This window comes from Streptomyces sp. R21 (genome assembly GCF_041051975.1).
Taxonomy (GTDB): Bacteria; Actinomycetota; Actinomycetes; order Streptomycetales; family Streptomycetaceae; genus Streptomyces.
In genome coordinates this window covers 7694844-7709584 of sequence record NZ_CP163435.1, presented here as the reverse complement: position 1 = coordinate 7709584, position 14741 = coordinate 7694844, and the positions used below count along the sequence as shown (strand labels likewise).

Below are 14741 nucleotides of genomic sequence, written 5' to 3'. Positions count from 1 at the left end.
GAAGCGACCGACAGGGCGGGCGGGCACCGAACGGGCCCGCCCGCCCCGCTGTTCGGGCACGGGCTCTGCCCGATCCGGGATCCGCCCCAGGTCCGCCGCGGGCAGCCGCCCGGCGAAACGGGCCCATACGGGCACCATCGGTCCTGCAACAGACCTGGTCAGTGCCCCGTGACCGCTGTAGAAACATTCCCACAGAGCCCGAACGGGCGAGCGGCACAGGTGGGAACGAGGTGGTGACCATGACCGCGGAGGAGCGCCAGCGGGAGATCGTCCGGGCGGCTCGCCTGGCGGGCTCGGTCGACGTCACCGCGCTCGCCGACGAACTGGGCGTCGCCAAGGAGACCGTACGGCGGGATCTGCGCGCCCTGGAGGACCACGGCCTGGTGCGCCGCACCCACGGTGGCGCCTATCCCGTGGAGAGCGCCGGGTTCGAGACGACGCTCGCCTTCCGCGCCACCAGCCACGTGCCCGAGAAGCGCCGGATCGCGACCGCCGCTGCCGAACTGCTCGGGGACGCCGAGACGGTCTTCGTCGACGAGGGGTTCACCCCGCAGCTCATCGCCGAGGCACTGCCCAGGGACCGGCCGCTGACCGTGGTCACCGCGTCCCTGGCCACCGCGGGCGCACTCGCCGAGGCCGAGAACACCTCGGTGCTGCTGCTCGGCGGCCGGGTCCGGCCCGGCACGCTCGCGACCGTCGACCACTGGACGACGAAGATGCTCGCCGGTTTCGTCATCGACCTGGCGTACATCGGCGCCAACGGCATCTCCCGCGAGCACGGCCTCACCACCCCCGATCCGGCCGTCAGCGAGGTCAAGGCGCAGGCGATCCGGGCGTCCCGGCGCACGGTCTTCGCGGGCGTGCACACCAAGTTCGGGGCCGTCAGCTTCTGCCGGTTCGCGGAGATCAGCTCCCTGGAAGCGATCGTCACGAGCACGCTCCTCCCCGCCTCCGAGGCCCACCGCTACTCCCTCCAGGGCCCACAGGTCATCCGCGTCTGAAAACCAAACCGGCCTGACCGGTCGGATCCGAAACAAGTCCGGAAACCCAACTCACCCACTCCGTAGGGCACGCCCATCCCCGCGGCGCCCCAAATCTCCCCATACATCCAGGAGTGATCCATGCGAACCCAGAGCCGACGGAGGCCGCGCGCACTCGCCGCGGCCGCCGCAGGGACGCTGCTCGCCCCACTGCTCTCCGGCTGCTGGGCCGGCGCCGGCGGGGCCGGATCGGGCGGTGACTCCATCAACGTCCTGATGGTCAACAACCCGCAGATGGTCGAGCTGCAGAAGCTCACCAAGGCCCATTTCACCAAGGAGACCGGCATCAAGGTGAACTTCACCGTGCTGCCGGAGAACGACGTCCGCGACAAGATCAGCCAGGACTTCGCCAACCAGGCGGGCCAGTACGACGTCGCCACGCTCTCCAACTACGAGATACCGATCTACGCCAGGAACGGCTGGCTGCACGAGATGAACTCCTACGTCCGCAAGGACAGCGCGTACGACCAGCAGGACATCCTCGCCCCCATGCGGCAGTCCCTCACCGCGGCCGACGGAAAGCTCTACGGGCAGCCCTTCTACGGCGAGTCGTCCTTCCTGATGTACCGCAAGGACGTCTTCGCGAAGAAGGGCCTGACGATGCCCGCCCGTCCCACCTGGGAGCAGGTGGGCAGGCTGGCGGCGGACGTCGACGGCGCGGAGTCCGGCATGAAGGGCATCTGTCTGCGCGGTCTGCCCGGCTGGGGCGAGGTCATGGCGCCGCTCACGACCGTCGTGAACACCTTCGGCGGCACCTGGTTCGACAAGGACTGGAAGGCGCGCCTCGACTCCCCCGAGTTCGAGAAGGCGACGAAGTTCTACGTGGACCTCGTCCGCGAGCACGGAGAGGCGGGCGCGGCCCAGTCCGGCTTCGCCGAGTGCCTGAACAACATGACGCAGGGCAAGGTCGCCATGTGGTACGACGCCACCTCCGCGGCCGGTTCCCTGGAGGCGTCCGGCTCCCCGGTCAAGGGCAAGGTCGGCTACGTACCCGCCCCGGTCGAGAGGACGAAGTCCTCGGGCTGGCTCTACACCTGGGCCTGGGGCCTGCAGAAGGCCTCCCACAACCCGGACAAGGCCTGGAAGTTCATCTCCTGGGCGTCCGGCAGGAAATACGAGCAGCTGGTCGGCGACGAGATCGGCTGGTCCAACGTGCCCGCCGGCAAGCGCGCCTCCACGTACGCGAACGCCGCGTACCGCAAGGAGGCGGCGGCCTTCGAGGACACCACCCGCGACGCCATCGAGGGCGCCCGGCCCCGCGACCCGGGAGTGCAGCCGCGCCCCGCGCCCGGCATCCAGTTCGTCGGCATCCCCGAGTTCACCGATCTCGGCACCAGGGTCTCCCAGGAGATCAGCGCGGCCATCGCCGGACGCCAGTCCGTCGACTCGGCCCTGAGGAAGTCCCAGAAACTCGCCGAGAAGATCTCCAAGGAGTACGAGGGACGATGAGTGCCACCACCACGGCTCCGATAGCCGCCACATCCGTACGCACGATCAAGAAGCCCTCCGCCCGGCTGCGCAACTGGGCGACCCGGGCCCCGCTGCTGCCCGCCCTCGTCTTCATGATCGCCGTGACCCAGCTGCCGTTCGTGGCCACGCTGGTGATCTCCTTCTTCGACTGGAACTCCCTCTATCCGAAGGCCCGCCACTTCACCGGCTTCGGCAACTACTCGGACGTGCTGACCGACGCCGACCTGCGCCACTCCGTGTGGACGACCGTCCTGCTGACGGTGGCCGTCGTGCTCGCCAGCCTGGTCCTCGGCCTGCTCCTCGCCCTGCTCCTGGACCGGAGGTTCCCGGGCCGCGGCGTCGTCCGCACGCTGCTCATCGCGCCCTTCCTGGTGGTCCCGGTGGCCGCCGCCCTGCTCTGGAAGCATGTGCTCTACAACCCTGAATACGGCCTCTTCAATGGGCTGTTGCACTATGTGGGCGGCCCACAGCCGGACTGGATCTCCCGCACTCCGCTGCTCGCTGTCGAGGCCTCGCTCGTCTGGCAGTGGACGCCCTTCATGATGCTGATCCTGCTCGCCGGGCTGCAGAGCCGCGACCACCAGCAGATCGAGGCCGCGCGCGTCGACGGCGCGAGCGACTGGCAGGTCTTCCGCTATCTGACACTCCCGCACCTGCGCCGCTACCTCGAACTCGGCGCCCTGCTCGGCTCGATCTACATCGTCCAGAACTTCGACGCCGTCTTCACCCTCACCTCCGGCGGCCTGGGCACCGCGAACCTGCCGTACACCGTCTACCAGAGCTTCTACCAGGCCCACGAGAACGGCCTCGCCTCGGCCGCGGGCGTCCTCGTCGTCATCGGCTCGATCATCATCGCGACCTTCGCCCTGCGCGTGGTCTCGTCCCTGTTCCGCGAGGAGGTGTCCCGCGCATGAGCGCCAACGCCGTACGTGTCCGCGGCCGCAGCAGTGGCCGTAACGACAACCGCGACCGCAAGGGAGCCGGCCTCGGCCTGGCCGCCTGGCTGGCCGGAATCCTGTTCTTCCTGCCCATCGCCTGGATGGCGTTGACGTCCTTCCACTCCGAGACCGACGCGGCGACCAACCCGCCGTCCTTCGGCGCGGCCCTCACCCTCGACGGCTACCGCGACTTCTTCGGTACGGGCGGCGGCGCGAGCCCCTGGCCGGCGCTGATCAACTCCACGGTGGCGTCGGTGGTCTCCACCCTCTGTGTACTGCTCCTGGCCCTGCCGGCGGCGTACGCCCTCTCGATCCGCCCGGTGAAGAAGTGGACGGACGCCCTGTTCTTCTTCCTCTCGACGAAGATGCTGCCGGTGGTGGCCGGGCTGCTGCCCATCTATCTCTTCGCGAAGAACACCGGAATGCTGGACAACATCTGGCTTCTGGTCATCCTCTACACCTCCATGAACCTGCCGATCGCGGTGTGGATGATGCAGTCCTTCCTCGCCGAGGTCCCCGTGGCGATCATCGAGGCCGCCCAGATCGACGGCGCGAGGCTGCCGACGATCCTCGCCCGCGTGGTGGCCCCCATCGCCCTGCCCGGCATCGCCGCGACGGCCCTCATCTGCTTCATCTTCAGCTGGAACGAGCTGCTCTTCGCCCGGGTACTGACGGGTGTGGTCGCCGAGACCGCCCCCGTGTTCCTGACCGGCTTCATCACCAGCCAGGGCCTGTTCCTGGCGAAGGTGTGCGCCGCGTCGCTCGTCATCTCCCTGCCGGTGCTCGCCGCGGGGTTCGCCGCCCAGGACAAGTTGGTCCAGGGCCTGTCACTGGGAGCCGTGAAATGAAGGCCGCCGTCATCGAGTCCGTGGGCAAGGCCGTCGTCGCCGAGGTCCCGGACCCGACGCCAGGGCCCCGCGAGGTCGTCGTCGAGGTCGCGGCCTGCGGCCTGTGCGGCACCGATCTGCACATCCTCCAGGGCGAGTTCGCACCCAAGCTGCCGATCGTGCCGGGGCACGAGTTCGCGGGCGAGGTGGTCGGGGTCGGCACCCGGGTCACGGAGGTGTCGGTCGGTGCCCGCGTGGCCGTCGACCCCTCCCTCTACTGCTACGAGTGCCGCTACTGCCGTACCGGCCACAACAACCTCTGCGAGCGCTGGGCCGCGATCGGCGTGACCACGGCCGGCGGCGCCGCCCAGTACGCGGTGGCCCCGGTCGCCAACTGCGTGAAGCTGCCCGAGCACGTCCGCACCCAGGACGCGGCCCTCGTCGAACCCCTGTCCTGCGCGGTACGCGGCTACGACGTCCTCCAGTCCCGCCTCGGCGCCCACGTCCTCATCTACGGCTCCGGAACGATGGGCCTGATGATGCTGGAACTCGCCAAGCGGACCGGCGCCGCCAGCGTGGACGTGGTCGACCTGAACGCCCAGCGGCTGGCCACGGCCCAGCTGCTCGGCGTCTCCGGGACCGCGGCGAACGCCGACGAACTGGAGCGGCCGCAGGGCTGGGACGTCGTCGTCGACGCGACGGGCAACGCCGCCGCCATCCAGGACGGTCTCGGCCGCGTCGCCAAGGCGGGCACCTTCCTCCAGTTCGGCGTCGCCGACTACGCGACCCGGGTCACCATCGACCCGTACCGCATCTACAACCAGGAGATCACCATCACCGGCTCGATGGCGGTCCTCCACAGCTTCGAACGAGCGGCAGAACTCTTCGCGACCGGCGTCCTGGACCCGGACATCTTCATCAGCGACCGCCTGCCGCTGGCCGACTATCCGCAGGCATTGGAGCAGTTCGCGAAGGGGGTCGGCCGCAAGATCGTGGTGGTGCCCTGAGCCAGCCCGTCCGGCGTTTGAGGACGAGGCCGTTCAGGCCGACAGCGGGGGTCTGGGGGCGGCAGCCCCCAGGTACGGGACGGGCAGGGGCGGAGGGGGCGAAAACCACTGGGCCCGCCCGCCCCCGCGGACCTAGCATCGCGCACATGCCCCAACCCCAGGGATTCACCTACGAGCAGCACACCGACGGAACCGTCACGATCACGCACCGCGGCCGAGCCGCGGGCACCCTCCGCGGCCCCCGGGCCACCCAGTTCCTCGCGGAGGTGGAGACGAGCGACCCCCAGCTCGTCATGGCCCGCTGGACCGGAAACTACAAGCACGGCAACGAACGCACGGCCCGAAACCACCCCCGAAACCAGCCCCGCACAACCCGCTGACCCGATTGGCCGCTTGGTAAGGGAACGGTAAAGCGGCCTCGGTCGTTCACCGGTCATGACAGCTATGACCCCCGGCTCGAACATCCCTCTCCCCGTCACCCGCGTGACGGTGGACGTCGCCGCCCCGGTGCGGCTCGACGTGTCGAGCCTGCTGCTCACCGCCGACGGCAAGGTGCGCTCCGACGACGACTTCATCTTCTACAACCAGCCGAACGGCCCGGGCGTGACGTACCGCTCGGGCGGCGGCTCCGCCCCGGACGCGATCACGGTGGACACCACCGCGGTGCCCCCGGGCATCGAGAAGATCGTCGTCACCGCGAGCCCGGACGCGGCGGGCCAGACCTTCCAGGGCATCGAGCCCACGGCCACGATCCGCAACGCGGACGACAACTCCGTACTCGCGTCGTTCACCCCGCCCCAGCTGGGCGCGGAGACGGCGCTGGTGATCGTGGAGATCTACCTCCGCGGCGGCGCGTGGAAGGCCCGGGCGGTCGGCCAGGGGTACGCGAACGGCCTGGCGGGCATCGCGACGGACTTCGGCGTCTCGGTGGAGGAGCCCGCGGCCCCGGCCGCTCCGGCCGCCCCCGTGGCACCGCCGATGCAGTCGCCGGTGACCCCGCCGACCCCGCCGCTGGACCCGCGCCTCGCCGCGCCGCCGGCCCCGTCCGCGCCCCCGGCGGCCCCGGCACCGCCCGCTCCGGGCACCGGGAAGATCAACCTCGACAAGGGCCGCGTCAGCCTCCAGAAGAACCAGACGGTGTCCCTGGTCAAGGGCGGCCGTCCGCTCCTCTCCCAGGTCAAGATGGGCCTCGGCTGGGAGCCCGCGTTCCGCGGCAAGGACATCGACCTGGACGCCTCGGTGATCGCGTACGGCCCGCAGCGCAACCACATCGACAGCTGCTACTTCGGCAAGCTCTCGATCGTGAACGGCGCGATCAAGCACTCCGGCGACAACCTGACGGGCGAGGGCGGTGGCGACGACGAGGTGATCGTGGTCGACCTGGGCCGCCTCCCCCAGGAGGTCACCGGCCTGGTCTTCACGGTGAACTCGTTCTCCGGGCAGAAGTTCACCGAGGTCGCCAAGGCCTACTGCCGCCTCATCGACGCCGCCAGCGGCGAGGAGCTGGTCCGCTTCGACCTCACCAACGCCGAGGCCCAGACCGGCGTCATGATGGCCAAGCTGATCAAGCAGTTCTCCGGTGAGTGGGAGATGACGGCCATGGGCGATTTCGTGAAGTCCCGCACGGTCCGCGGCATGGTGAAGCCGGCGGCGCAGTCCCTGTAGCGGCCCGCTGTACGCGATCCGGGGCGCCCTCTCGTCGCAGAGGGCGCCCCGGCGTCGTACCCAAGACCTCACCGCTCGTGCTGACCGTCCCTGAGACCTCACCGCTCGTGCTGACGTCCCCAAGACGTCACCGCTCCTGCTGACGCCCCTCCGGCCGCAGCCCCTCCGTCAGCAGCGACAGATACCGCCGGATGTACTTGCCCTCGCCGTTGGCCAGTTCCGACGCCGTGGCCACCCCGTGGGCGAGCCGCAGGATCTCGATCGGCTCCACGTCCGCGCGGACGGTTCCCTCGCGCTGGGCGGCCTCGACCAGCCGGGTCGCCGCGCCCTTGACGGAGGTGCCGCAGGCGGTGAGAACGGCGGAGCTGCCGTCGGTGACGGCCGACCCCAGCAATGTCTTGAGTCCGCGGACCTGGATCATCCGCTCGCTCAGCTCGTTCAGCCACTCCACCAGGGCCTCGCCGGGCGGGAGTTCGGCCGCGATCACATCGGCGCGCGCGGCGATCGCCTCGATGCTGTCGACATAGACGGCCTCCAGCAGCGCCTGCCGTGTCGGGAAGTGCCGGTACAGCGTCCCGGAGCCGACGCCCGCCCGCTTCGCGATGTCGTCGAGCGACGCACCCTCCCCATGCGCGGCGAAGGCGACCGCCGCCTCCTTCAGCAACCGCTCATAGTTCCGGCGAGCGTCCGCACGCATGGGCTTGACCTGCGTCATCCAGTTACTCCTTGCCAACCGGGGACCGTCTCCGTATCTTAACGAGAACTAAACGGAGACAGTCCCCGCTTACCTCGCGGGCAGTCCGTGCTGCCCACGCACCGATCGAGCGGGGACATCAGACAGGGAGCATTCCATGTCCACCCCGTCCCGCCCGCCCAGCCCGTCCGCACCGCCCAGCCCGGCCACCACGGGCAGCGGCGCGCCCGAAGCCGCCTCCGCACCGCACCCGGCCAGGCTCCGCACCGCCCTGTTCGTCATCGTGACCGCCTATCTGATGGTCGGCGTCGACTCCACCGTCGTCAATGTCGCGCTGCCGGACATCCAGAAGGACCTGGACTTCAGCCCCACCGGGCTGTCCTGGGTCCTCAACACCTACACGCTCGCCTTCGGCGGGCTGCTGCTCCTCGGCGGCCGGGTCGGCGACATCGCGGGCCGCCGCCGGACGCTCACCGCCGGCGTCCTGCTCTTCGCGCTCGCCTCCCTGCTCGGCGGCCTCGCCGGCGAGAGCGCCTGGCTGCTCGCGGCCCGCGCGCTGCAAGGTGCTGGCTCCGCACTCATCGCGCCCAGCACCCTCGCGCTGATCACCACGAACTTCCCCGAGGGCCCGCGCCGCCACCACGCCCTCGGCATCTACTCGTCGATGGCGGGCATCGGCGCCTCCGTCGGCCTGGTGCTCGGCGGCATGCTCACCTCCTGGGCGTCCTGGCGCTGGGCCCTGCTGATCAACGTGCCGATCGGAATCGGCGTCGCCCTCACCCTCCCCCGGTTCGTCTCCGAGACCCGCCGCCACCCGGGCCGCTTCGACGTGGCGGGCGCGCTGACCGGCACGGCGGGCATGACCTCGCTGGTCTACGCGTTCATCCGGGTCTCGGAGGACGGCTGGAGCGACACGCAGTCGCTGCTCGGCTTCACCACGGCGGCGGCCCTGCTCACCGGCTTCACCCTCATCGAGTCCCGCGCGGGCCAGCCGATCATGCCGCTGCGGCTGTTCGCGAGCCGCAACCGCGCGGGCGGCTACGCGGGCATCCTGCTGCTGCCCGCGGGCATGTTCGGCGCGTTCTACTTCCTCACCCTGATCACGCAACAGGTCCTGAACTACAGCCCGTTGCGTGCGGGGCTGGCCTTCCTGCCCTTGACTCTGGCGATGTTCACCGTCCTGCGGTTCGTGCCGCGCCTGCTCCAGCGCTTCGGCGCCCGGCCCGTCCTGCTGACCGGCATGGCCCTGCTCATCACCGCGGCCGGATGGCTGTGGCGGCTGGAACCCGGCGACGGCTACGCGCGCGGTCTGCTCGGTCCCCTGCTGCTGATGGGCATGGGCGTCGGCCTGAGCTTCATGCCCCTCAACGCGACGATCCTCGCGGGCGTCGAGCCACAGGAGGCGGGCGCCGCCTCCGGCCTGCTGCAGACCCTGCAGTGGCTCGGCGGCACCCTCGGACTCTCCCTGCTGGTCACGGTGTTCGGCACGGCGACCCGGCATGCGCACGGCTCCCCGTCCGAGGTCCTGGTCGACGGGTCGGCCCGCGCGTTCGGCGTCGGCGCGCTGATCGCACTCACCGCCCTGCTCGTGTCGGCGCTGGCGATCACCGGCACCAAACCGGCCCGGGGTACCGCCTAGAACAGCGCGCTGTACGCGTTCAGTGCGGGCTGGCCGCCCAGGTGGGCGTAGAGGACAGTGGAGTCCCGCCCGATCTCGCCCCGGGACACGAGATCGACGAGCCCGGCCATCGACTTCCCCTCGTACACGGGGTCGGTGACCATCCCCTCGGTGCGCGCGGCGAGCCGCATCGCCTCCAGCGTGGCCTCGTCCGGGATCCCGTACGTGCCCGCGTGGTACCGCTCGTCCAGCTCGATGTCGTCCTTCGTCAACTCCTTCTGTACGCCGATGAGTTGACCGGTGGACTGCGCGATACGCGCGATCTGCTCACGGGTGCGGGCGGGCTCCGCCGACGCGTCGATGCCGAGCACACGGCGCGGCCGCCCGCCCGCCTCGGCGAGGGCGGCGAACCCGGCGACCATGCCCGCCTGGGTCGACCCGGTCACCGAGCACACCACGACCGTGTCGAAGAAGATGCCCAACTCCCGCTCCTGCTGGGCGACTTCATACGCCCATCCGGCGAAGCCGAGGCCGCCCAGCGGGTGGTCGGAGGCGCCGGCCGGAATGGCGTACGGCTTGCCGCCCGACTCCTCGACCTCCCGCAGCGCCTGCTCCCAGCTCTCCTTGAAGCCGATCCCGAACCCGGCCCGGACGAGCCGCACATCGGCACCGGCGAGCCGGCTGATGAGGATGTTGCCGACCTTGTCGTACACGGAGTCCGGCCATTCGACCCAACTCTCCTGGATCAGCACGCAGTTGAGCCCGGCCCGCGCGGCGCAGGCGGCGACCTGGCGGGTGTGGTTCGACTGCACTCCGCCGATCGAGACGAGCGTGTCGCAGCCCTGCGCGAGCGCGTCCGCGACGAGGTACTCCAGCTTGCGCGTCTTGTTGCCGCCGTACGCCACACCGGAGTTGCAGTCCTCGCGCTTGGCCCAGAGGTCGCCGCCGCCCAGGTGCTGGGTCAGCCGCTCCAGCCGGTGCACGGGCGAGGGCCCGAAGAGGAAGGGGTAACGGGCGTACGAGGAAAGGGACATGGGTCCTCCGGAATCATGGGTCGACGACGTCGGCCTGTTCTTCGAGGGCACGCCAGATCTCCGCCGTGACGCGGACCGCCTCGTCGGCGTCCTCGTCGGCGCAGGCGTCGATCAACCGGTCGTGCAGTCCGGCCGAGCGGCAGTTTCCGCCCTCGCCGAAGCGGCGCCGTTCCAGGCGGCGGATCAGCGGGGTGTAGCGGGCGATGGTGGCGGCGGCCGCCCGATTGCCGCCGACGTGCACGAGGACGTCGTGCAGTGCGTCGTCGGCACGCAGGGCACTGTCCACGTTTCCCTCGCGCACGGCGGCGGCGAACCGCAGATTGGCGTCCCGCATGGCGCCGATGTGCACCGGGAGCAGCCGGGGCACCGCCGTCCGTACGGCCAGTTCGTGCATGGCGGCGACCACGGCCGCCGCGTCCCGCACATCGGCGGCGACGAGGGGCGTCACCCGCGTGTAGCTCTGCGGCTTGCTCTCCAGCAGGCCCTCGTCCACGAGCCGGGAGAAGGCCTCCCGCACGGGCGCCCGGGACAGCCCGAGCCGCTCCGCGAGTTCGGCGTCCCGCACCACCGCGCCCGGCTCGATCTCCCCGGCCACGATGGCGTCCCGTATCGCCTCGTACGCGCGGTCCCTGAGCAGGGTCCGGCGCACGGGCCGTATCGCCTCCATGAACTGAAATGTTAGATATCAGTGCGCACTGCGCACAAGAGTGCGGCCCGCACCGAAGTACGGACCGCACTCGGACACCGCGTTCACCGATCAGGCGATCCACGGCCAGTCGGCGTCCCGTGCCCCCTCGAGCAGCGGGACCATCCGGAAAGCCGCGTCCGAAAGGCCGCCGAAGGTGTGCCTGTTGGCCTTCCCGGACGGGCCGTGGCCCGCCCGGTAGCCCGCGAGGTTCCAGGTGTAGACCGGGACATGTGCCGGAACCTGCTCGGTCGGGTCGCCGTAGTGGCTGTACGCCGCCTGCTCGTCGGTGACGATCAGCACCCGGTCGTGCTTCTTGTAGTGCCGGCGCACGGCCTCGCTGGTGTTGGTGCCGCCGAGGTCGCCGAAGCGGTCGAGCACCTTCAGCACCGACTCGCCCTTGCGGAACGTCACGCGGTTGCTGCTGGTGCCGAACTCGACGAGATCCGCGTCCGCCGCCCGCAGCGCCAGCGCCGTACCGAAGATCGCGGCGGCGTCGGCCCGGTTGAGCTCCGAGCGCTCCGACAGCCGCGAGTAGAACATCGAGCCGGACCGGTCGACGAGCACCAGCGTCCGCCCGCCGAGCGCGGGCACATTGGCCAGCGAGTGGCCGAGCGCCTGCTCCAGCGGATACGACCAGCGCAGCGAGGGCGCGTGCTGGTACGCGGCGAGGTAGCGGAAGGGGAACTGCCGGGAGCGCGCCACCTCCACCGGGTCGCTGATCTTCGCCGCGACCTGGGCCGCGACCTCGTCGCCGACACCGGCCTGGTCGAAGTTGCGCAGGTTGCGGACCAGCGCCATCGCGCCCATGGACGGAATCACGGCCTCCCAGGCCGCCTTGTCCATCGGCCCCTGGAGCCAGCCGGCCAGCGCCTCCCAGGTCATGCCCGCGTCCGCGAGGCGCTGCGCACCGTGCGCACCGGTCACGACCTTGCGCCGCTTGGCGGGCCGCAGCGCCATCAGGTCGCGGTGGGCCGCCAGGACCGGCAGCGACTTGGGCACCACGGCGGTGTCCGGGTTGTGCCGACGGTCCAGCGCGTACTGGAAGAGGTCACCCTGCCACGGCTTGTCGGGGTCCGGCGCCGCGTGCACGAGGTTGAGGATGTCGCCGAAGCGGTAGCCCTTCGACGCGGTGTCGTACTTCAGCAGCGACTTGCCGCTGTAGAGACGGCGTACGGCGTCGGCGATGCCGCGCTTGACGGGCTTGGGCACGTTGCGGCCGTACAGCGAGGTCCAGTAGCCGAGCAGCTCGCCCGGCTCGTCGGGGCGGCGCAGCACGGAGGCGATGACCTGGCGGTTGGCCGGGCCGTCGGTGGCGCCCGCGTCGAGGCGTGCCTTCACGTACTCGGCGGCGCCCACGATGGAGGCCGTACGGAGGTTGCCCTCGCCGCGCAGCCAGCCGAGCAGGCCCGCGGTCCAGTCCGGGTCCTCGACTGCGAGCTTGCGTACGAGCGCGGCGAACCGGTCGTCCCGGTCGGCACCGGTCTCGTAGAAGGTCTGCTGGGACACGAAGTTGGCGAGGGCGAGCAGGAAGAGCTCGGAGCGCGCGTCGCGCTCCTGACCGCGGCCGCCCTGGAAGGTGCGGAGCACCTGACCCGTGGACGTCACGCGCGAAGTGCCCTGAGCCTTCGCGGTCTTGGTGTTGAATCGCGCCATGGTGAATTCCCCCGAATTCATTGTGCGGCCTTTCGGCAGCGTCACGACCTTTCCGTCGTGTTTCGGAGGGAGGCGCAGCAATTGGAGGGTGCCCGAGATCAGGGGTCGGCTGCGGTTGCTTATAAACTGGCGCGTCTTCCGTTCCGCCACACCGACCCGAAGTCGATGACGGGATTCGAACCCGCATGGGTTTCCCCACCAGTTCCCGAAGTATCCGCCGCCTGCGCACCGGGCACCCACCATGAGCTGCGCCTCCCGAGATCAAGTCGGCGGCGGCGTGGATTCTTTGAGAGAGAAGTAGCCGCAGCCTGCGCACCGGGAGGTGCATGAAGTTGTGGTGTCCAGAGTTCAAGGCCGGCGGAACCGACATTAGGTGCTCTAACCCCTGAGCTACACCGGCGCGTTGTACCGGTGGCGGGACTCGAACCCGCGGCCGCCCCATTATCAGTGGAAGTAGGTCCTGCCTTCGCACCTGGACATGCATCACTGTAGGAGGCGTACCACGGGTCGAGCGAGCGAATTAATTCCCGCCGGGAGTTCAGCCGCGCTTCTGGCGCTTCCAGGGGCCGGTGATGGCGAGCATGATGCCCGGCGTCTGGATGTTGGCGAACAGGGTCCTGCCGTCGGGCGAGAAGGTGACGCCGGTGAACTCGCTGTATTCGGGGGCCTCTTCGGTGCCGATGTTCAGCTCGTTGCGGGCGATCGGGTAGGTGCGGCCGCTGTCGGTGGCGCCGAAGAGGTGCTGGACGCCCTCGCCGTCCTCGGCGATGACGAGGCCGCCGTACGGGGAGACGGTGATGTTGTCGGGGCCGTCGAAGGCGCCGTCGACGGACGGGGCGGGGTTGACGCCGAGCAGGACCTTGAGGGTCAGGGTGCGGCGCTTGGGGTCGTAGAACCAGACCTGGCCGTCGTGCTGGACGGGGCTCTCCTCGCGGGCGAAGGAGGCGACGATGTACGTGCCGCCGTCGCCCCACCACATGCCTTCGAGCTTGCGGGCGCGGGTGACCTGGCCGTCGGTGAACTGCTTGCGGACCGAGGTGGTCTTGGCGTCGCGGTCGGGGACGTCGACCCAGTCGACGCCGTACACGGTGCCGATCTTGGTGGCGCGGGAGAGGTCGTCGACGAACTGGCCGCCGGAGTCGAAGCACTTGAAGGCCTGCAGCGAACCCGCGTCGTCGGCAAGGGTCTTCAGCTGTCCGTGGCCGTGCTCGAAGCCCTGCGGCGGGGTCCAGCGGTAGAGCAGGCCGTTCGGGGACGCCGCGTCCTCGGTCAGGTACAGCCGGCCGCGCTTGGGGTCGACGACGACGGCCTCGTGGGCGTACCGGCCAAGTGCCTTGATGGGCTTGGGGTTCTGGTTGGCGCGGCGGTCGCAGGGGTCGACCTCGAAGACGTAGCCGTGGTCCTTGGTCATGCCGTTGGCGCCGGCCTTGTCCTCGGTCTCCTCGCAGGTGAGCCAGGTGTCCCAAGGGGTGTTGCCGCCCGCGCAGTTGGTGGAGGTGCCGGCGATGCCGACCCACTCGGCGACCTTGTCGCGGCGGACCTCGACGACGGTGCAGCCGCCGGAGGCGGCCGGGTCGTAGACCAGTCCCTCGGTGAGCGGGACGGGGTGGGGCCAGCTGGCGCGGGGGCCCTTGAGCTCGTGGTTGTTGACGAGGAGGGTGGCGCCGCGCGGGCCGTCGAAGGTGGACGTGCCGTCGTGGTTGGACGGCGTGAACTCGCCGGACTCCAGCTTGGTCCGGCCGCTGTAGGTGATGACGCGGTACGAGAACCCGGCGGGCAGCGCGAGCAGGCCCTTGGGGTCGGGGGCCAGCGGACCGTAGCCGACGCCGCCGTGCCCGTCCGCCGACTCCGCGTCCGCGCTGTCGGTCTCGGTGGACGCGAGGGCGTTCGGCGCGGTGGCGAGGGCCCCCACGCTGCCGGCCAGCGCGACACCGGCACCGGTGATCGCGGACTTTCTGGCGAAGTCCCTGCGGGTGAGCGACATGGTGTCTCCTGTGACGAGGGAGTGGGACTGGCGTGGGGGGCGGATGGCGACCTCGGCCGCGGCCACACCGTGTCGCCCGCGCCTGAACGGGAGTTGAACAGAGGCCGACTTCAGGAGTCTCGG

General features: G+C 70.3%; 13 protein-coding genes. 8 read left to right on the top strand and 5 right to left on the bottom strand.

Annotated features, from left to right (window positions below; translation table 11 throughout):
* Positions 1 to 230 precede the first annotated feature (230 nt).
* The 7 genes from AB5J56_RS34270 to AB5J56_RS34240 all read left to right on the top strand — a co-directional run bounded on the left by AB5J56_RS34270 (position 231) and on the right by AB5J56_RS34240 (position 6947).
* Positions 231 to 1001 carry a DeoR/GlpR family DNA-binding transcription regulator gene (locus AB5J56_RS34270; RefSeq protein WP_369238474.1) on the top strand — a complete coding sequence of 257 codons (771 nt, stop codon included), beginning with the start codon at positions 231 to 233 and terminating at the stop codon, positions 999 to 1001.
* 120 nt (positions 1002 to 1121) lie between these two features.
* Positions 1122 to 2489, top strand: coding sequence for a sugar ABC transporter substrate-binding protein (locus AB5J56_RS34265; protein ID WP_369238472.1), 1368 nt, complete (start codon positions 1122 to 1124; stop codon positions 2487 to 2489).
* Positions 2486 to 3424: a carbohydrate ABC transporter permease gene (locus tag AB5J56_RS34260; protein ID WP_369238470.1), complete on the top strand. Its 939-nt coding sequence runs from the start codon at positions 2486 to 2488 to the stop codon at positions 3422 to 3424. The genes AB5J56_RS34265 and AB5J56_RS34260 overlap by 4 nt, the downstream gene beginning before the upstream one ends.
* A complete protein-coding gene (locus AB5J56_RS34255) occupies positions 3421 to 4296 on the top strand; it encodes a carbohydrate ABC transporter permease (RefSeq protein ID WP_369238468.1) in 876 nt (291 codons plus the stop codon). Before AB5J56_RS34260 ends, AB5J56_RS34255 begins: the two co-directional genes overlap by 4 nt.
* The gene (locus AB5J56_RS34250) at positions 4293 to 5282 is read left to right on the top strand and encodes a zinc-dependent alcohol dehydrogenase family protein (protein WP_369238466.1); all 990 of its coding nucleotides are present in this window, start codon (positions 4293 to 4295) and stop codon (positions 5280 to 5282) included. Before AB5J56_RS34255 ends, AB5J56_RS34250 begins: the two co-directional genes overlap by 4 nt.
* A gap of 146 nt (positions 5283 to 5428) precedes the next feature.
* Positions 5429 to 5662 carry a hypothetical protein gene (locus tag AB5J56_RS34245; protein WP_369238464.1) on the top strand — a complete coding sequence of 78 codons (234 nt, stop codon included), beginning with the start codon at positions 5429 to 5431 and terminating at the stop codon, positions 5660 to 5662.
* Positions 5663 to 5726: 64 nt separating this feature from the next.
* On the top strand, positions 5727 to 6947 hold the full coding sequence (locus AB5J56_RS34240) for a TerD family protein (RefSeq protein WP_369242970.1): 1221 nt from the start codon (positions 5727 to 5729) through the stop codon (positions 6945 to 6947).
* A 127-nt stretch (positions 6948 to 7074) separates the two neighbouring features.
* Here the strand turns inward: AB5J56_RS34240 and AB5J56_RS34235 are convergent, their stop codons facing one another.
* A complete protein-coding gene (locus AB5J56_RS34235) occupies positions 7075 to 7662 on the bottom strand; it encodes a TetR/AcrR family transcriptional regulator (protein WP_369238462.1) in 588 nt (195 codons plus the stop codon).
* Positions 7663 to 7798: 136 nt separating this feature from the next.
* Between AB5J56_RS34235 and AB5J56_RS34230 the strand changes: the two genes are divergently transcribed.
* A complete protein-coding gene (locus tag AB5J56_RS34230) occupies positions 7799 to 9280 on the top strand; it encodes an MFS transporter (protein ID WP_369238460.1) in 1482 nt (493 codons plus the stop codon).
* Here AB5J56_RS34230 and AB5J56_RS34225 read toward each other — a convergent pair.
* From AB5J56_RS34225 to AB5J56_RS34210, 4 genes are all read right to left on the bottom strand, one after another.
* Positions 9277 to 10293, bottom strand: coding sequence for a 1-aminocyclopropane-1-carboxylate deaminase (locus tag AB5J56_RS34225; RefSeq protein ID WP_369238458.1), 1017 nt, complete (start codon positions 10291 to 10293; stop codon positions 9277 to 9279). The two genes, AB5J56_RS34230 and AB5J56_RS34225, sit on opposite strands and share 4 nt — an antisense overlap.
* A gap of 13 nt (positions 10294 to 10306) precedes the next feature.
* Entirely contained in the window at positions 10307 to 10960 is a 654-nt protein-coding gene (locus AB5J56_RS34220) for a GntR family transcriptional regulator (RefSeq protein ID WP_369238456.1), read from the bottom strand.
* A 90-nt stretch (positions 10961 to 11050) separates the two neighbouring features.
* Entirely contained in the window at positions 11051 to 12634 is a 1584-nt protein-coding gene (locus tag AB5J56_RS34215; protein ID WP_369238454.1) for a TROVE domain-containing protein, read from the bottom strand.
* A gap of 538 nt (positions 12635 to 13172) precedes the next feature.
* The gene (locus AB5J56_RS34210; RefSeq protein ID WP_369238452.1) at positions 13173 to 14618 is read right to left on the bottom strand and encodes an alkaline phosphatase PhoX; all 1446 of its coding nucleotides are present in this window, start codon (positions 14616 to 14618) and stop codon (positions 13173 to 13175) included.
* Between the last annotated feature and the right edge of the window lie 123 nt (positions 14619 to 14741).